Source organism: Neptunicoccus cionae (genome assembly GCF_002860325.1).
Classification (GTDB): Bacteria; Pseudomonadota; Alphaproteobacteria; order Rhodobacterales; family Rhodobacteraceae; genus Amylibacter; species Amylibacter lutimaris.
The window spans coordinates 54,456-72,815 of record NZ_PKOJ01000007.1 but is presented as its reverse complement, the minus strand read 5'-3'; the positions used below and the strand labels follow the sequence as shown (position 1 = coordinate 72,815).

General features: G+C 56.0%; 19 protein-coding genes. 2 read left to right on the top strand and 17 right to left on the bottom strand.

What is annotated here, in order from left to right; translation table 11 throughout:
- Nucleotides 1-32: 32 nt before the first annotated feature.
- The 9 genes from C0U40_RS15545 to rplM form a co-directional block, all read right to left on the bottom strand.
- Complete coding sequence (locus C0U40_RS15545; RefSeq protein ID WP_101656728.1) at nucleotides 33-494, bottom strand: holin family protein; 462 nt, start codon at nucleotides 492-494, stop codon at nucleotides 33-35.
- Entirely contained in the window at nucleotides 485-1,096 is a 612-nt protein-coding gene (locus C0U40_RS15540; protein WP_101656727.1) for a holin-associated N-acetylmuramidase, read from the bottom strand. Before C0U40_RS15540 ends, C0U40_RS15545 begins: the two co-directional genes overlap by 10 nt.
- 76 nt (nucleotides 1,097-1,172) lie before the next feature.
- Complete coding sequence (ccmE, locus tag C0U40_RS15535) at nucleotides 1,173-1,613, bottom strand: cytochrome c maturation protein CcmE (RefSeq protein ID WP_101656726.1); 441 nt, start codon at nucleotides 1,611-1,613, stop codon at nucleotides 1,173-1,175.
- Complete coding sequence (locus C0U40_RS15530; protein ID WP_101656725.1) at nucleotides 1,613-2,440, bottom strand: YihY/virulence factor BrkB family protein; 828 nt, start codon at nucleotides 2,438-2,440, stop codon at nucleotides 1,613-1,615. The genes ccmE and C0U40_RS15530 overlap by 1 nt, the downstream gene beginning before the upstream one ends.
- Entirely contained in the window at nucleotides 2,437-3,480 is a 1,044-nt protein-coding gene (argC, locus tag C0U40_RS15525) for an N-acetyl-gamma-glutamyl-phosphate reductase (protein ID WP_101656724.1), read from the bottom strand. Before argC ends, C0U40_RS15530 begins: the two co-directional genes overlap by 4 nt.
- 102 nt (nucleotides 3,481-3,582) lie before the next feature.
- Entirely contained in the window at nucleotides 3,583-4,395 is an 813-nt protein-coding gene (locus C0U40_RS15520; RefSeq protein ID WP_101656723.1) for a glutamate racemase, read from the bottom strand.
- Between the two features lie 5 nt (nucleotides 4,396-4,400).
- Nucleotides 4,401-5,276, bottom strand: a complete 876-nt coding sequence (locus tag C0U40_RS15515) for a lysophospholipid acyltransferase family protein (protein WP_101656722.1) — start codon at nucleotides 5,274-5,276, stop codon at nucleotides 4,401-4,403.
- A 141-nt stretch (nucleotides 5,277-5,417) separates the two neighbouring features.
- Nucleotides 5,418-5,924, bottom strand: a complete 507-nt coding sequence (gene rpsI, locus C0U40_RS15510) for a 30S ribosomal protein S9 (protein WP_101656721.1) — start codon at nucleotides 5,922-5,924, stop codon at nucleotides 5,418-5,420.
- Nucleotides 5,921-6,388, bottom strand: a complete 468-nt coding sequence (gene rplM, locus C0U40_RS15505; protein ID WP_069299151.1) for a 50S ribosomal protein L13 — start codon at nucleotides 6,386-6,388, stop codon at nucleotides 5,921-5,923. The genes rpsI and rplM overlap by 4 nt, the downstream gene beginning before the upstream one ends.
- A 303-nt stretch (nucleotides 6,389-6,691) precedes the next feature.
- Between rplM and C0U40_RS15500 the strand changes: the two genes are divergently transcribed.
- Nucleotides 6,692-8,818 (top strand): calcium-binding protein, encoded by a 2,127-nt coding sequence (locus C0U40_RS15500; RefSeq protein ID WP_101656720.1) that lies wholly within the window; start codon nucleotides 6,692-6,694, stop codon nucleotides 8,816-8,818.
- Here C0U40_RS15500 and C0U40_RS15495 read toward each other — a convergent pair.
- Nucleotides 8,815-9,246: a PaaI family thioesterase gene (locus tag C0U40_RS15495; RefSeq protein WP_101656719.1), complete on the bottom strand. Its 432-nt coding sequence runs from the start codon at nucleotides 9,244-9,246 to the stop codon at nucleotides 8,815-8,817. The genes C0U40_RS15500 and C0U40_RS15495 overlap by 4 nt on opposite strands.
- Before the next feature lie 68 nt (nucleotides 9,247-9,314).
- Between C0U40_RS15495 and C0U40_RS15490 the strand changes: the two genes are divergently transcribed.
- Nucleotides 9,315-10,109, top strand: a complete 795-nt coding sequence (locus C0U40_RS15490) for an enoyl-CoA hydratase (protein WP_101656718.1) — start codon at nucleotides 9,315-9,317, stop codon at nucleotides 10,107-10,109.
- 22 nt (nucleotides 10,110-10,131) lie between these two features.
- Here C0U40_RS15490 and C0U40_RS15485 read toward each other — a convergent pair whose 3' ends face one another.
- The 7 genes from C0U40_RS15485 to recA form a co-directional block, all read right to left on the bottom strand.
- Nucleotides 10,132-11,619, bottom strand: a complete 1,488-nt coding sequence (locus tag C0U40_RS15485) for a carboxypeptidase M32 (protein WP_101656717.1) — start codon at nucleotides 11,617-11,619, stop codon at nucleotides 10,132-10,134.
- A gap of 13 nt (nucleotides 11,620-11,632) precedes the next feature.
- A complete protein-coding gene (gene ctaA / locus C0U40_RS15480) occupies nucleotides 11,633-12,769 on the bottom strand; it encodes a heme A synthase (protein ID WP_101656716.1) in 1,137 nt (378 codons plus the stop codon).
- Between the two features lie 60 nt (nucleotides 12,770-12,829).
- A complete protein-coding gene (locus C0U40_RS15475) occupies nucleotides 12,830-13,603 on the bottom strand; it encodes an RNA methyltransferase (protein WP_101656715.1) in 774 nt (257 codons plus the stop codon).
- Nucleotides 13,604-13,713: 110 nt separating this feature from the next.
- The gene (locus tag C0U40_RS15470) at nucleotides 13,714-13,998 is read right to left on the bottom strand and encodes a DUF1330 domain-containing protein (protein WP_101656714.1); all 285 of its coding nucleotides are present in this window, start codon (nucleotides 13,996-13,998) and stop codon (nucleotides 13,714-13,716) included.
- A complete protein-coding gene (locus C0U40_RS15465) occupies nucleotides 13,998-14,282 on the bottom strand; it encodes a DUF1330 domain-containing protein (protein WP_101656713.1) in 285 nt (94 codons plus the stop codon). The genes C0U40_RS15470 and C0U40_RS15465 overlap by 1 nt, the downstream gene beginning before the upstream one ends.
- Entirely contained in the window at nucleotides 14,283-16,934 is a 2,652-nt protein-coding gene (alaS, locus tag C0U40_RS15460) for an alanine--tRNA ligase (RefSeq protein ID WP_101656712.1), read from the bottom strand.
- Between the two features lie 186 nt (nucleotides 16,935-17,120).
- Entirely contained in the window at nucleotides 17,121-18,197 is a 1,077-nt protein-coding gene (recA, locus tag C0U40_RS15455) for a recombinase RecA (protein ID WP_101656711.1), read from the bottom strand.
- Nucleotides 18,198-18,360 lie beyond the last annotated feature (163 nt).

The following is an 18,360-nucleotide window of genomic DNA, read 5'->3' as shown; positions in this document are numbered from 1 at the left end:
TAAGTCACTTAAACGCCAACCCTCGTTTCGTTCTACTGCTTCGCCTGCCAATCCCGCACAGCGGCATTCTCCGTAGTCTGCGGCGTGAACATCTGCGCTGCTTCCGTCCGTTTTTCCAACCGACTGCGTGCATAGTGCAATTCCCGCGCACCAAAGTAGAACGATACAACCGCGCCCAACAGCCACCACAACTCTCTGGGCACAGCATCAAGACCGGCCATCCGCTGGGAAAATGCAACCGGGTTCCACATAGCAAAGACAAACAAACCCACAGTCCCAAGCGCAAAAACCGGCCGTGGTAATCGGTTTAACCCGTCTACAAAATTGTTAAACCAACCGCCCCGTTCCCGCGTAAATTCCGCGCCGAACTGGGCGACCGAAGCCTTGTGTTCAAGATGCTCGAACTCTGCTGTTGCTGTCCTGTTCGGCACGAAAACTTCAGCCACATCACGCACAGCGCGTCCGACCCCCAGCAGATCGCCGATTATCCCCATGACGCGCACCTCCGTTTATGCTCCGCAAGGCTGAGGTGGTACTTTGGTGAGATAAATTCTTCGGCGCGCCGGATCCAGCCGCCCTTACCGCCGGAACGGCTGCGCGCGTATTTGCGAGAGGCCGGCCGCTTGTCCGCCAAAGCGTAATAGTAATTCCTGCGTGCAATCCCGTAGGCATCCACCAGATAATCCGGCGCCTTTTCCCAAGCTGCCACTGCTGCTTTGCGTGTTTGCGGGCCAATCAGGCCATCTACTGCAACGCTCTGGCCGAATTGGCCGAGGCACCGCTGCAATATCCTCACCCCGTGGCTTCCCGCATTCACATACATGTCAAAAACACTCGGCTGCAAAGCTGCGGGCAGCCCCCCGATACCGGGTTTCGCAAAATAATGGGATTTGAAAATCTCGACGGCTTCTGCTTCGCTCAGCGCGCGCACGTCCTGCGCATCCACCCGCCCGTCCCCGTTCAGATCCAGCCCCAACCGGCGCATCGTATGAATCGTCACGCCGTATTTTGTCGCTCCGCCCGGATCGTCCGGATCATCCACATAACCGCCTTCACGACGCACAATGTCTCGGGCAATCTGATCTACTGTTTTCATGACTTCCTGCCGGTCTGTTACAATCGGCGGAAATCATCAGGGAAGATCCCCTAATGTCCGGTGTCACCGGCGTACGCTACTCGCTCGTGTCTTTATACACACCCTGTTCCTTCAGGGCGTCCATGACCTCTTTGGGCATGTATTCCTCGTCGTGTTTGGCAAGGATTTCCTGCGCCTCGAACACCCCGTCCGACAGGACGCCGGTCGCAATCATGCCCTGTTCCTCTGTGAACAGATCAGGCAGGATACCCGTAAACACCACAGGAACAGTGGCACCTCCATCGGTTACACTGAACCGAACAGTCTGGCCCGTTTTTTCAATGGAACCAACCTCGACCAATCCACCGATACGGATGATCTGACCTTCCGCCGGTGGTTTGGCAGCCAGATCGGACGGGCTGTAGAAGTATTGGAACGCATCACCCGCCGCGAGATAGATTACAACAAACCCTGCAAACAGGCAGGAAAATCCGGCGATGATAAGCTGGATACGACGTTGTTTCTTCAGTCCGGCCATCAGGTGTGCTCTTTCTTATAGCGTTGCAGCGCAGCGTTCAGTTCCGCCCCCAACAATATGATTGCAGCGGAAAAGTACAGAAACAACATGGTGATCACAATGCCCGCCAATGCACCGTAAGTGACAGAATATCGCCCCCAGTTTGCAAGGAAAATTGACAGACCGGTCGCCATGCCGAGCCAGCTTATGGTGGTGAACACCGCACCCGGCCAGCGGGTAAACCCCTCTGCGTGATTGCTTGGCAGGAACCAGTGCAGGCTCCATATGAGGCAGTAAAATACAATGATACCAACAGCGTATCGCATCAAAGTAATGTTGGTCGGAATTTCAATCTGGGTGAACTCTTCTATTACGACGATCAATCCGGGAGCGAGAAGGATCGACAACCCCAGAACGACTGCCGAAATAGCTGACAGGAAAACAGTCACCAGCGCCTTGGTTTTGCGTAGCAGCCAGACACCTCCGTCCCGCTCTCCGTAGATGCTGTCAAAGGCGCGGTTTATTGCCTCAACCCCACGCATGGCTGCCCAAATCGCCACCAGAATGAACAGGGTGAACAGGCTATGCGTTCGTGACAGCACATCCACAACCGCCGGTTCCAGCACTTTGGCAAGATAGGGCGGCGCAAAATCAAACAAAACGCCAACCGCTTCGGCGCTGCGGTCCACGCCGATAAAAATACCGGTCAAAGACACGCAAAAAATCAGAAACGGAAAAATCGCGAGCAGCAGGGAATAGGCGATGTAACCCGCCTGCATATCCCCGCCACGCGCGATGAAAGAATTCACTGCATCACGCGGGACAGCAATGAACGGTGAATGAATCACGGGAACATGGGTGCCAGTTCAAGCCCCATGGTTTCCGGCAGACCCAGCATCAGGTTGGCATTCTGGATCGCCTGACCGCTGGAGCCTTTGGTCAGGTTGTCGAGCGTAGAGAACACCATTACACGACCGGGCTTGCGATCCGGGATCACCCCGAGATGGCAATAGTTCGAACCACGCACATGTTGCGTTGCCGGTGCTTCCCCGAAGGGCAGCACATAGACGAAGGGTTCGTCGTCGTATTTTGCCCGTAGCACATCATAGATCGCCTGTGCCTCGCCCTTCACATAGATCGTCGCGAGAATACCACGGTTCTGAGGTAGAAGATGGGGCGTGAAGGTCACTTCTACAGGCTTTCCGGCAATCAGGGACATTTCCTGATCGAACTCTGCCAGATGCCGGTGCGCGGCAACATTATAGGCGCGGTATCCTTCGGACACTTCGGAATGCAGCATGCCTTCTTTAGGTGAACGCCCTGCCCCGCTGACTCCGGTTGCCAGATCAATGATGATGTCGTCGCTGTCAATCACCCCTGCTTCCAGCAACGGCAGGATAGGCATCAGGCCGGTCATGGCGTTACAGCCTGTGCCCGCAACCAGACGGGCAGATTTGATCTGCTCGCGGTAGTATTCTGTCAGCCCGTAAACCGCCTCTTTTTGCAACTCAAGTGCTGTATGGGGGCCGCCGTACCATTTTGCATAGGTCTCAGGATCGCGCAGCCGGAAATCGGCGGAGAGATCGACCACCTTCACTGTCTCGGGCAATTCACGGATCACGCTCTGGCTGGTGGCGTGTGGAAGTGCGCAGAACACGAGATCAATCTCGTCAAAGTTCACTTCTTCGATTGTGCACAGTTCAGGCAGCTCCAGATGCCGCAAATGGGGGAATACTGCGCCGTAAGTCATGCCGGCCTTCCGGTCCGCTGTCATCGCACGCACAACCATACCGGGGTGAGTTGCGATCAATCGCACCAGTTCTGCGCCGGTGTAACCGGACGCCCCCAAAATCGCGATATTTTTCGGCGTGTCTACATGCGTGGTCATAGGCCATCTCCTTGGAATTCGGTGAAACAACTAAGACAAATTGCATCCCTGCGCAATCTGCCTGAAGGTTTGAAAACTGTGTGGGTCAGGTGTTCGGGGCGCTCAGACGCCCTCAAACACCATTCTTCGCCCGATAAACCGGGTAGCGGCCGTACCGACACGCTCCGGATCACCGGATGTCAGACAGCGGGTCTCTCCTGCTGCGCCAACCATATCGGGATGCCGTTGCAGGTAATCCTCAAGACTGGCCGCGGTCAGACGCCCTTGGGAATAAACGGACACTTCAGGCCCCAGAGCATCCTGAAAAACCTTTTCCAGTATCGGATAATGGGTACAGCCCAAAACCGCAGCCTGCGGGTTCGGCATCCGCCGTTTTAGTGCTGCCACGTGGCTGCGGGCCAAAGCCTCTGCCAGTTCCAGATCGTTGTCTTCCAGCGCATCCACCAGACCACCGCAGGGCTGTGCTTCTACATCGACTCCGACCGCGCGAAACGCCAGTTCCCGCTGGAAGGCGCGGCTGGCGACGGTGGCTGGTGTGGCAAACAGGGCAACCTGTTTGACCGCAACCTCCCGCGGCGGGGAAGTATCGCCCCACATACGCTCGGTCATCGCCTCAATCATCGGCACGAAGACACCCAGCACCCGCTTGTCCTTGGGCACCCAATTTTCCTGCATCCGCTTCAAGGCCACAGCCGAAGCCGTGTTGCAGGCCAGAATTACCAGATTACAGCCTTCATCGAACAAACGGTCACAAGCCCGCGTGGTAATCCCGTAGATGTCATCCGCATCGCGCACCCCGATGGGAGCAATCGCATTGTCACCGAAATAGACCAAAGGCTGCTCCGGCATCCGCGAGCGGATCGCTTCAAAGACGGTCAGGCCGCCCAGTCCACTATCAAAAACGCCTACAGGCATGGATTTTACCGATGGTTGTCCTCAAACTCGAAACCGTAACCGCCACGCGGTACAGGCTTCGGGGACAGGCTATAGGTTGATTCACGCAGGAAATCCATCATCCCGCGCGCATCTTTGGAATATACATCCAAATCGCTGCGTTTTAGTGGCTCTCCGACCACCAGTCGCACAGGTTCCTTGCGCGCACGCCTGAATTCGTTGATCAAAAGCGACATCCGCAGGGTATAGTTCAAATGGCTGGCTATCTGGAACAACCGGCTGTTTGCACCGTCAAAATAGACCGGAACCACTGTGGCATTCGTCTTGGCGATCAGTTTGGCCGTAAAGGAACGCCAGCGCGGATCAAGCGGACGCGCAAATGGGCGCGGCGCGGTGGAAACCGTGCCCCCCGGAAATATGCCGATCGCACCGCCCTGCCCCAGATAGGAAAGCGCGGTCTTACGCGTTGCAAGGTTCTCCTGCACGGCCTCTCTGGTGCCATCGAAATTGATTGGCAGGATCACACGGTCCAACTCTGCCGATTTGCAAAATACACGATGGGCCATAAACCGGAAATCACCCCGAGTGCGGGACAGGATATTCCCCAGCACCAGCCCGTCAAGGATACCGTAAGGGTGGTTGGCGATCAGGATCAGCGGTCCTGTCTTGGGAATATTCTCCAGACTTCCACCAATTACATCGAGCCGCAGCCCGTAGCTTCGTGCGATGACCTGCCAGAAATCCTCTCCCTGCTGCACCGCACTGTCATAGCCCTGCGCCATGCGAAGGAGCCGGTTGCGCCCTGTAAGGGTTTCCACCGTGCGGATTACCACTTGTCCGGCTTTGCTTGGAACCGAGGTTGCATAGGAAATATCCTGCGCACCGCTGATCTGCTGGTTCATCTGTGCCTCTGTCTTAACGTTTTGCTCGGACGGATAGCCCAAGTGCATAACAACAGCACGACAGCATTGTAACAATGAACCGGCTGCAACAAAAAAGGGGCAGTGAAACACCGCCCCTTTTCGATAATCTGTTCGTAAAGCTTAACGCTTGGAGAACTGGAAGCTCCGGCGCGCCTTGCGCTTACCGTATTTCTTACGTTCCACAACGCGGGAGTCACGTGTCAGGAAGCCAGCGGCTTTCAGAGGAGCGCGCAGGGATGGTTCGTAAAGTTGCAGCGCTTTGGAAATACCGTGCTTAACAGCGCCAGCCTGACCGGACAGGCCACCGCCCTTAACAGTTGCCATCACGTCGAATTCGCCAACAACACCAGCGATTTCGAAAGGCTGTGCCAGGATCATTTGCAGAACCGGACGGGCAAAATATTTGTTTTGCTCTTTGCCGTTGATGGTCACTTTACCGGAACCAGGCTTGATCCAAACGCGGGCTACCGCGTCTTTCCGTTTGCCTGTCGCATAGGAGCGGCCCAGTTCGTCGCGCACAGCTTCGCGAGTGACAGCAGCAGATTCGCCAGCAGCGTCTTCGATCACCATGTCAGAAGCTTCTACAGCGTCTTTCAGATCGTCCAGGGATTTGATTTCGTCGCTCATGACTGGCTCCGCGTGTTTTTAGGGTTCATCGCTTTGACATCCAGCACTTCGGGGTTTTGCGCCTCGTGGGGGTGCTCTGCGCTTGCGTAAACGCGCAGGTTTGTCATTTGCTGACGGGACAGTGGGCCACCTGGCAGCATCCGTTTGACAGCCTGTGTAACCAGACGCTCAGGGTGCTTGCCTTCAAGGATCTGACCGGCTGTGCGGGATTTGATCCCCCCCGGATAACCGGTGTGCCAGTAGTGAATCTTGTCGGTGCGTTTTTTACCGGTCATCTGGATCTTGTCGGCGTTGATAATGATAACATTATCGCCCATGTCCATTGACGGTGTGAAAGAAGCCTTGTGCTTGCCACGCAGGCGCATGGCAACGATCGACGCCAAACGGCCCAGAACAACGCCTTCAGCGTCGATCAGGATCCATTTCTTGTCGATATCAGCAGGCGTTGCTGAGAAAGTTTTCATGGTTTTAAGTCCAATTGCTGGAAGTGAAAACAAGGCCGAAAGGCCCTGTCGAATTCTGCGCCTGTTCTACTCGCCTGAGCGCAGCAGTCAATTGCAAAAAGCGCAGCAAAACACAACAAAAACAGACACTTAAAATTATGGTATTATTTTACCCCATCAAAAACGGGTCAAAAGACGGTTTTTCGGGCTATAGGAACCTCAAAAATTTCTTGAAGTTGTTAAAAGCCTCAATAATGTGGATTTGCGAAAAAATCGTGCACCAATAACTCATTTAATACACCACCTATTTCAGAGGGAATTTCCATGGTTGGTTTTATCGGAGATCAGCATCTCCTTTCTGGCGACGGCCTAGGCGTTTCGGTTGAAGAAACATACACCAGTACAGTGCTCAGCAATGGCAAAGTAGCAAGCGCCTATCTTGGCAGCAGCAGCGGCCTTTTACGGGTCAGCCTTTATAACCCGAAAACCGGAGTTTCAGAAGAACTGTTTACACAGGGCACTTTTGCTCTCGGCTACAAAGTTCCAACGATAATGGCCGGGGATAAGGGAAAGTTTTCCATCATAATGGAAGAAGACGCCGAAACCATCAATCACAACCGGATCGTATTGATGGATTACAAGGCAAATGGCACCCAAATTGGGGATGCCAAGATTCTGGACAGCGGCTATTTGATGGAAATGAAATCGGCCATCAAAACCAAGGACGGCTTTTTTGTCGCCTATCGCGACCGCGCACCCGAAGCAGAACTGGAATACGTTGGCCGGTTCTTCAACGACAAGGGTAAACTGGTTTCCACTTACAACTTTGACGAAGGCCGCGGCACCGGTGAATTTGCACGCGCCAATCCGGTTTTAACAGAGATGGAAGACGGACGTTTTCTGGCCACCTGGCACCTTGGCAGCGAAAGTGCGCGATACGGCCAGTTCTTTAACAGCAAAGGCAAACCGGATGGCGCGCGGTTTGAAATGCCCCATAACTCCGACATTGAAAACTATGCCGCCGATCCGGCGATCCACGCCACCAAAGACGGCGGTTTTCTGGCGGTCTATTCCATCGTAGGCGTCTATCCTCATACCGCCGATACGGATCTGGTCCACATTCAGAAGTATAACAAGAACGGCGTTGCCCAGGGTAAGCCCGTCACCTTTGATTCCAAGATCGACGGTGAGAGTGTCACACCGAACGAATTCGCAGTCGCCGAAACCGAAAGCGGCCTTTTGGCCGTTACTTTCACCGGCTATCGGAAAATTTCAATCTATGAATCGGATTCCGATGTCTATCTCTCGGTTATCTCCCCTTCGGGCAAGCTTGTCTTTGGCCCTGCGGTGATCCACGAAGACCCCGAAATCGAAGACCAGTCCAACGCAGCTTTCCATGAACTCAAGACCGGTCAGTTCTTTATAACCCTGCACGACAGCACCTTCAAATGGCTGAGCTACGGGGATTCCCTGCAAGGGGTGGACCTGACCGAACCGGATTACTTCTGGGAAGGCGACGGCAAGGACAACAAGAAGTCCGGCACAGAAGGCGAGGATATTCTTCTGGGGCTGGCCGGAAATGATGATTTGTCCGGCGGCAAGAAAGCCGACTACATCAAGGGGGGCAGCGGCGATGATGCTGTCTCCGGCGGTGACGGAAGCGACCTGCTGTATGGTGAAGCCGGAGATGACGTGCTTTCAGGCGATGCCGGCAATGATACGCTTTACGGCGGTCAGGACAATGACACCCTGCGCGGCGGCGGTGGCGGAGACTTTCTGTATGGCGGCGAAGGCAACGACAAACTGCTTGGCAATGGCGGCGGCGACCAGCTTTATGGTGGCGACGGCAAAGACCGACTGACAGGCGGCGGTGGCGGTGACTCACTGTTTGGTGGCAATGACCGCGATGTGCTGCTGGGTGGAGGTGGCTCTGACACGCTGAATAGCGAGGACGGCAACGATGTTCTGAAAGCCGGAAACGGCGACGACTACATTTACGGCGGCGAAGGAAAAGACAAGATTTTCGGTGGCGGCGGGAACGACTTTGTTCAAGGCGGCGAAGGAAACGACAAAGTCTATGGCGATGCGGGCAACGATAATATTTATTCCGGCGGCGGCAATGACAAGGAATATGGCGGCGCCGGAAACGATACGATCTATGACAGCGACGGCAACGACCAATTGTTTGGCGGTGACGGTGCAGACAGTTTCGTCTTTCAGGATTCCGATTTCGGCAAGGACAAGATCCTTGACTTCGAATTCGGGACAGACGTTCTGGACATGAGCATCACGGCCTACAATCTGAAAACAGCCGGAGCCCCTGCGATCAAGGTCATCGACAATGACGCAGGCGTTCTGTTCAAAGTAAACGCAGACCACTCGGTTCTGGTGGTGGGCGCCGATCTGTCGGATTTCAAGGACGGAGATTACATCACCGACAGTCTGTTCTAACGCACGAATTCATCCCGTGGCGGAATGGAATACGTCACATTGGCATGGGCAACAGGTTTGTCCATGCCTTCGGAATACAGCATTACATCCCCGACAGCCAAAGCCTTCCCGAGCTTGAGCAGGCGCGCCTTGGCGATCATGTCGCGCGGTTCGGGTTTGCGCATGAAATCGATGGAACAGTTGGTTGTTACCGTCAGGGCTTTGGGCCCGATGTTCCCCATGATGATCAGATAGAAACACACATCCGCCAGCCCGAACATGGACGGCCCGGAAACCGTGCCACCCGGGCGCAGGTGTTTTTCCGTTACTTTCAGACGCACGGTAATTTCGTCATCGCTCATCTCTTCGATAAGAAAATCATCTTTGACCTGCGGAAAAACCTCTTCAAAGAATTCGCGCAGTTCGTCTATGGTCATTTTCAGGGGCATGGTCTTTCCTCGGCCTTTTGTCTTGTCTAAGGTTTGGGTCAAAGGGCACCGCCAAACAAGGGGAAACCATGAATTCCGACATCCTGTTACGCAACGACTCCGGCGCAATTGCCACGCTGACGCTAAACACGCCGCAAACCCTGAATGCGTTGTCTGATGACATGCTGGACGCGTTACAGAGCCAGTTTGACGCGCTGATGCAGGACAAATCCATTCGTGTTGTAATCCTGAAAGGCAACGGCAAGGCGTTTTGCGCGGGTCATAACCTCAAGGAAATGACCGTTGCGCGTCAGGCGGAGGATGGTGGCAAACAGTATTTCCTTAACCTGTTTGCCAAATGCACAAAGATGATGACCACTATCCCGAAACTGCCTCAACCGGTGATCTGCCAACCCCACGGTCTGGCCACCGCAGCCGGTTGCCAGCTGGTGGCAAGCTGCGATCTGGCAGTGACGGATACAGAGACAAAGTTCGGTGTGAACGGGGTGAATATCGGGCTGTTCTGCTCCACCCCAATGGTGGCCCTGTCCCGCAACATACCGCGCAAACACGCATTCGAAATGCTGACAACCGGTCAGTTCATCCCTGCCGATAAAGCTTGCGAACTGGGCCTTGTGAACCGTGTCGTGGCGCCTGCAGATGTGGAACAGGAAACCCAGGCACTGGCCGAACAGATTGCCACCAAGCTTGGCGCGGCGGTTGCGATCGGGAAGCAGGCGTTTTACGAGCAGATACAGATGCCGCTTGATCAGGCCTATGCCTATACGGGCGATGTCATGGCGCAAAACATGCTCTACCGCGACACCGAAGAAGGCATCGCGGCCTTTCTGGAAAAACGCGAACCGGACTGGTCGCAGACATAAACGTCCTGTCCGGCTGCCGGTACTACAGCTTGTAAATCTCGCCGAATTTTGCGTTCAGATAGGCCAGAAGCGGTTCGGCCGTTGGCGCGTGACCGACCGCACGGGCGATAGTCTCGCGGGGTTCGTAAAGGGCACCAAAGCGGTGGATTTTATCCCCCAGCCACGCCAGCGCCGCCTTGGTATCGCCCTTGCCCAGATCCGCCTGCAACTCCGGCAGATCACCGGACATCGCGGCAAACAGCTCTCCGGCATAGATATTGCCCAGAGAGTAGGTCGGGAAATAGCCGAACAGCCCGACCGACCAGTGCACATCCTGCAAAACGCCATTTGCGGGCTGGTCTACCGGATAGCCGAAATCCTGCTCGAACCGTTCGTTCCACGCCGCCTCCAGATCGGCAACTTCCAGTTCTCCGGCAATCAGCTTGCGCTCCAGATCAAAGCGCAACAGCACGTGGAGGTTATATTGCACCTCATCGGCCTCGGTCCGGATAAACCCGCGATGGAGCTTGTTCACCACGCGGTAAAAAATCTCGGCATTCTCGATCCCGAAATCTCCGAACACCTCGGTCATCCGGTTATAGAGATATCCGGTAAAGGCGCGACTGCGGCCAAGCTGGTTTTCCAGTATACGGGACTGGCTTTCATGCACGCCCATAGACACACCACGCCCCAGCATGCTCAGCCCGTAATCCTGTGAAATCCCCTGCTCATAGGTGGCATGGCCCACCTCGTGAATGGTGGAGTAAAAACAGTTGAACGGGTCTGTTTCGGACACGCGAGTGGTGATGCGCACGTCATTAAAGCTGCCGCTGGAAAACGGATGAACGCTGAAATCGAGCCGCCCACGGGACCAGTCATACCCGAACGCCGTGGCGAGTTCATGGGCGACCATGGTTTGCTGCGCATGGGAGAAACTGCCTTGAATATCTGGGATCACCTCGGCGCTTTCGGCCACCCTGCCCCGCAGGTCCACCAGCCCGTCGCGCAAGCCGCCCAGAAGTTCGGCAAGTTCCGGTTCCTTCATGCCGGGTTCATAATCTTCCAGCAACGCATCATAAAGGTTCCCGCCTTCTGCCAGCGCCGCCGCTTCTTCGCGGCGTAGCGCCAGAACCTCGGTCAACACATCCTGAAAAGCCGAAAAATCTCCCGCTTCCCGCGCTTTGGCCCAAACCCCTTGGGCCTGCGATGTGACCCGCGCAATCTGGCTGGCCAGCGCCGCTGGTACTTTGGACTGACGTTCAAACTGGCGGCGAATTAGACGCACATTGGCCGCCTCCACCGCGTTCAGATCGGCCCCGTCCACTGCGTCCAGCCATTCGGCAATACGCGGATCGGTGCGCTGGCTGTGGCTCAGCTTTTCAAGGGCGCTCATCCATTCGGACCGCTGCGCGGCGGCCCCTTTGGGCATGATGGTTTCCTGATCCCAGCCGAGCAATCCGGAAACCTGCCCCAAGGCGACCACATCCCGAAAATGGTCGGCCAGCGCCGTGTAAGCTGTCTTGGAATTCATTCAATCACCTCAATTATCTAAGCTTTTGCGCCTTTGGATAGAGCGCTGAAAACCGGACGTTCAAAATACTTACAATAACAATCACGGCGCCCACCTGATGGAAAATCGCAAGATGGACAGGGGCTGCATGCATCACAGTCACGATCCCCATAACCATCTGCGCTACCACCATGCCCAGAGCAATCAAAGCCGCGCGCCGTGTCGCCACGATAGCCGAGCCGCGCGCTGAATACCAGAGGTAGAGTGACCCCAGAAGAACCAGATAGCCCAGCATCCGGTGATTGAACTGCACCAGCGCAGGGTTCTCAAAAAAGTTCGTCCAGAAGGGAACATAATCAAAGGACTCCGACGGCAGGAATTCCCCGTTCATCATCGGCCAGTCGATGTACCCGCGCCCCGCATCTATACCGGCAACCAGTGCGCCCAGCAGGATCTGGCCGAACACCAGTACCAACATTACAGTCGACAGTGTCACCAGCGGCTTTTCCTGTGTGCGGCGGGACTGGAACAGCTCCATTTCGCTGCGCTGAAGCTGCCATGCGTACCAGACCAGAACGCCTAGGATAACAAAGGCCAACCCCAGATGGGTCGCCAACCGGTACGAGGCCACATCTACCATACGCCCTGTCAGACCCGAAGATACCATCCACCAGCCGATCGCTCCTTGCAAGCCGCCCAGAGCGCCGACGAATAGCAAACGTCCGGTCCAGCCTTTTGGAATTTGGCGGCGCAAGAGGAAGTAAAAGAAGCCTAGCGCCCAGACCAGCCCGACAAGCCGGCCAAGCTGGCGGTGGCCCCATTCCCACCAGTAAATCGTTTTGAATTCCGAAAGGCTCATGCCCTTGTTCTGAAGCTGGTATTCCGGCGTTGCCTTGTATTTTGTGAATTCTTCTTCCCAGACAGTTGCATCCATCGGAGGGATTGCGCCGGTGACTGGTTTCCATTCGGTGATGGACAATCCGCTGTCCGTCAGGCGGGTCATGCCACCCACAAGGATCATCAGTGCCACCATAGCAAACAGGACCATCAGCCAGACCGCAATGGCCCGTCTGGCACCGGTCTTGCCTGCGTCGATCAATCCGCCTTTGGGAAGGTCTCCTGCGGGTTTCTCGCCGGAAACCTCTTCAAAGATGCTGCGTGTCTTGCTCATGGGCCGCGCCTTTCAAAATGCTCGCCTTTATCTAGGACGTGGCGCAGGGGCGATCAATGGTTAACGGGACTTCGGATGCTTGTCAGCCAGCGACTTGATGACGCCGTGGAACATGCGCACATCCGCCTGTGTCAGCGGCATGCGCGAGATCATGTTGCGCAGGTTCGTTACCATGCTTTCGGCCTTGTGATCCGGCCAGAAAAAGCCAACCGACTCCAGCCGCGCCTCCAGAGTTTCGCTCAGCTTCTGGATTTCGATGGCTTCGGCGTGTTTTGTTCCCGCCAGTTCCAGCACCTCGGGGGCGGCATCGCCTTGCTGGCGGTGCCATTCATAGGCCAGCAGCAGCACGCATTGCGCCAGATTGAGAGAGGCAAACGCCGGATTGACCGGCACGGAAATAATCGCATTCGCCCGCGCAATATCGGGGTTTTCAAGGCCCGAGCGTTCAGGCCCGAACAGAATACCCACATTCTGCCCCTCGGCCACCATAGCGCGGGCCTGTTCCATAGCGCGTTCCGGTGTCACGACAGGTTTGGTCAGATCCCGCCCTCGCGCGGTGGTGGCAAAAACATAGTTCAGGTCCTGCACCGCTTCCTCTGTGGTCTGTGTTACCTGCACCGCGTCAATCACCCTTGCCGCGCCGCTCGACATGGTCACTGCCTTCTGGTTCGGCCAACCGTCCCGTGGGTTCACAATCCGCATCCGCTCCAGCCCGAAATTCCACATCGCCCGCGCCGCCGCACCGATATTCTCACCCATCTGGGGTTCTACGAGAACGATTGCTGGTTGGGGGCCGCCCCATTCAGCGGCTTTGGCGTGGTCTGTACCGGACATGTAAGGACTCCTGTGTGTGCTGGCTTGCCTGTTACGCTGAGAGGGGCCGAAGATCAAGAAAGGCGGCCCTTTCAGAGCCGCCTTCCCTAAACCGTTTCAAGATTAAAGACCTAAACGCCTTCAACCAGAACCATCGTGCGGTTGGAATTATTCAGCGCGAGAGGCAGGATTTTCTGGTATTCGTCAGAATAATAGAAAGTCTTTGCCGCCTCTGTGCTGTCAAATTCGATAACCACATTGCGCGCAGGCCCGTCGCCTTCGATCCATTCCGCGGCACCGCCCTTTACCAGAAAGCGCCCGCCGAATTTTTCCGCACAAGCCACCGTCTGGCTGGCATATTCCATATAGCCGTCAAGGTTCGTAACCTCGATCTGGGCGATCACATAAGCCGCCATTACACGCCCTCAACAAAGATATAGTCGCGATCCGCCGCTGGCAGGCCGTGGCTCAGCGCCCGCTGGTATTCCGGGCCGTTGTAGAACGCCTTGGCTGTGTCCATATCCGGCCACTGGATAATTACGTTGCGCGACCGTGCCTGACCTTCCATCACAACGGTTTCCCCGCCGCGAGCCAGAAAGACACCGCCGTATTGTTTTACCGCAGGACCGGCCAGTTCGGCGTAGCGTGCGTACTCTTCTTCGTCATGCACATCGATATGCGCCATTGTGTAAACAGTCATTTAATCCTCCAGTATTTCTTTGGCCGCCTTGATCGCCGCCTCCGCATTGTCAGCGGACGGACCACCGGCCTGTGCCATATCGGGACGGCCACCGCCGCCCTTGCCGCCCAAGGCCGCCGCAGCCGCCTTGACCAGATCAACCGCTGACACACGGTCCGTCAAGTCGTCCGTAACCCCCGCAGCCACCGCCGCCTTGCCCCCTGCGCCAGAGATCAGCAGGATTGCCCCACTGCCAAGGCGTTTCTTGTGTTCGTCGATCAAGCCACGCAAATCCTTGCCCGGAACATCCGCCAGTATCTGTCCAAGGAAGGGAACGCCGTTCACCTCCTGAGCGTCCGATCCGCCACCGGCACCGCCCATAGCGGCCTGTTTGCGCAGTTCCGCCACTTCGTTCTGCAGCGCCTTGCGTTCGTCCTGCAACGCTTTGATCCGTGCAGGCACATCGCTCGCCGGTACCTTCAGCGCCAGAGCAGCTTCGGCCAGCAGGTGATCCTGCCCGCGCAGATAGTCCTCCGCCGCCTGTCCGGTCAGCGCCTCGATCCGGCGCACACCGGAACTGCTGGCACTGTCCCCCAGCAATACAAACGCGCCGATGTCGCCAGTGCGCCGCACATGGGTTCCCCCGCAAAGCTCCAGCGAATAGGTGCGCTTGTCACTGCCCTTGCCGCTGTCTTCAAGCTGGCCCATTGAAACCACGCGCACTTCATCGCCGTATTTCTCGCCAAACAGCGCCTGTGCACCCAATTCGCGGGCTTCATCAGGTGTCATGATCCGCGTATCCACCGCAGAGTTCTGACGGATATAGGCGTTCACTTCCCGCTCCACCTGCCCCAGTTCCTCAAGGCTCATGGCTTTGGAGTGGCTGAAATCAAAGCGCAAACGGTCCTCGGCATTCAGTGACCCGCGCTGCGCAACGTGATCGCCAAGAGCAATGCGCAGGGCCTCATGCAGCAGGTGTGTAGCGGAGTGATTGGCACGGATAGCACTGCGCCGGTCGTGATCCACCACCAGTTCAGCAGCATCACCTTTGGCAACGGCCCCTTCGCTGACCGTGCCAATATGTATAAATACACCAGCTTTCTTCTTCACATCAGAAACCTGCACAACGCCACCGGCGGTTTTGATCACGCCTGTGTCTCCTACCTGACCACCGCTTTCCGCATAGAACGGTGTCTGGTTCAGCACCAGTTGTACGGCCGCGCCGGTTTCGGCCCGCTCAACCGGCTTACCATCCACAACCACCGCACGGATCTGGCCTTCGGCTTCTTCCGTGTCATAGCCCAGAAACTCGGTCGAACCTTCTTTATCGGCCACATCAAACCAGACGGATTCATCCGCAGCCTCACCCGAACCGGACCAGGCCGCCCGCGCCTTGGCTTTCTGTGCTTCCATCGCTGCGTTAAATCCGTCGGTGTCCACTTCTACACCTTTTTCCCGCAGGGCATCCTGTGTCAGATCCAGCGGAAAACCGTAGGTATCATAAAGCTTGAACGCCGTTTCCCCTTCCAGCGCCTGACCTTCGGCCATACCTTCCAGTTCCGCATCCAGCAGTTTCAGTCCACGGTCCAGCGTGGTGCGGAAACGGGATTCTTCCAGCAAAAGCGTTTCTTCGATCATCGGCTGGGCACGGCCCAGTTCCGGATAAGCCTGCCCCATCTGACGCACCAGTTCAGGCACAAGACGGTGCATCAACGGATCTTTCGCACCCAGCAAATGGGCATGACGCATGGCACGGCGCATGATCCGGCGCAGGACATAGCCGCGACCCTCGTTTGACGGCAGAACCCCGTCCGCAATCAGGAAAGACGTGGACCGCAGGTGATCCGCAATCACACGGTGATGCACGTTCTGATCCCCGTAAGGGTCCACTCCGGTGCCTTGGGCCGAAGCCTCGATCAATGCCTTGAACAGATCGGTGTCGTAGTTGTCATGGCTGCCCTGCAACAGCGCTGCTATCCGCTCCAGCCCCATGCCGGTATCAATGCTCTGCATGTCCAGTTCCCGCATGGAACCGTCCTCGAACTGCTCGTTCTGCATAAAAACGACGTTCCAGATTTCGATAAACCGGTCGCCGTCTTCTTCGGCAGAACCCGGCGGTCCGCCCCAGATGTGATCACCGTGGTCATAGAAAATCTCGGTACAAGGACCACATGGCCCCGTCGGCCCCATCTGCCAGAAGTTATCAGAGGTCGCGATGCGGATGATCCGGTCCTCTGGCACGCCAAGCTTTTTCCAGATTTCAAAAGCTTCGTCATCGGTGTGGTAAACGGTCGTGACCAGACGGGACTTGTCAATCCCGAACTCCTCGGTGATCAGCTTCCATGCATAAGGAATTGCCTCTTCCTTGAAATAATCCCCGAAAGAGAAGTTCCCGAGCATTTCAAAGAATGTATGGTGCCGCGCGGTATACCCCACATTGTCCAGATCGTTGTGTTTGCCCCCTGCGCGCACACATTTTTGCGCCGAAGTCGCCCGCTTGTAATCCCGTGTTTCCGCGCCGGTGAACAGGTTCTTGAACTGCACCATCCCCGAATTGACGAACATCAGAGTCGGGTCGTTGCGCGGCACCAGCGGAGAGCTGTCCACCACCGCATGGCCGTTCTTCTCGAAATAGGACAGAAACGTGCTGCGGATATCGTTTACGCCAACCATGTGTATGCCTTTGCAGTCTTGGGAATTTTATCAGGGGCGGTTATACCCTGCCTGTGCATTCTGTCCACATCCCATTTAGGACTGCCCCAACGCAAAGCGCCGCAGACATTGCCTGCGGCGCCGCAAAAACAGTTTTCAATGTTCGCCAAATACTCCCGCCGGAGGCACCGGCGGAAGCGGCAAATCTTAACCTTCAATCACGTCATCCGCGCTTTCGTCTGCGGCGGGTTTCGGCATATCGAAGTCCAGACCGTGGGAGGCGCGAATCTTGTCCTCGATCTCCCAGGCCACTTGTGGATTTTCTTTGAGGAAGTTCTTGGCGTTTTCCCGCCCCTGCCCGATCCGCTGGTCCCCGTAAGAGAACCAGGAGCCCGATTTTTCAACGATACCGGCTTTGACGCCCAGATCCACCAGTTCACCCCGTTTGGAGATTCCTTCACCATACATGATGTCGAATTCCGCCTGTTTGAACGGCGGAGCCACCTTGTTTTTGACGATCTTGACACGGGTCGCGTTGCCAACCACTTCGTCGCGATCCTTGATCGCACCGGTGCGGCGGATGTCCAGACGCACGGAAGCGTAGAATTTCAGCGCATTCCCACCGGAAGTGGTCTCGGGCGAGCCGAACATCACGCCGATTTTCATACGGATCTGGTTGATAAAGATCACGGTACATTTGGATTTGCTGATAGAGCCTGTCAACTTGCGCATGGCCTGACTCATCAAACGGGCCTGAGCCCCAACCTGATGGTCGCCCATATCCCCTTCAAGTTCCGATTTCGGCGTCAGCGCCGCAACCGAATCGACCACGACCATGGAAACCGCACCAGACCGCACAAGCGTATCGGTAATTTCCAGCGCCTGCTCGCCAGCGTCCGGCTGGGAGATCAGCAACTCGTCCAGATCAACGCCCAATTTCTTGGCGTAGGTCGGGTCCAGCGCATGTTCCGCATCCACAAAGGCGCAAACCCCGCCTTTTTTCTGTTCTTCCGCGATGCAATGCAATGTCAAGGTTGTCTTACCGGAGCTTTCAGGACCATAGATCTCGATAATCCGCCCCTTTGGAATCCCACCGATCCCTAGCGCAATATCCAGCCCGATCGACCCTGTAGAGGTTGCCTCCACATCCATCACAGGATTCGCGCCCAGCTTCATGATAGAGCCTTTGCCGAACTGACGTTCGATCTGCCCAAGGGCTGATTCCAGTGCTTTTTGCTTATCCATGGACTGTCTTTCAGTTAAATCGAGTAGGTTTGTAGCCATCTTTGACATCCCTTATTTCACATCGCCGGAGACTCGGCAATCGCTGCTGATGTTCGCCTCTTGTTCTCCTAGCATATATGAGATCAAAACGGGAACATTACAAGTAAAACTTTCAACTTAACAATCCGCGATGAATGTTTATGAATGGTAAACGAGGTGCAGT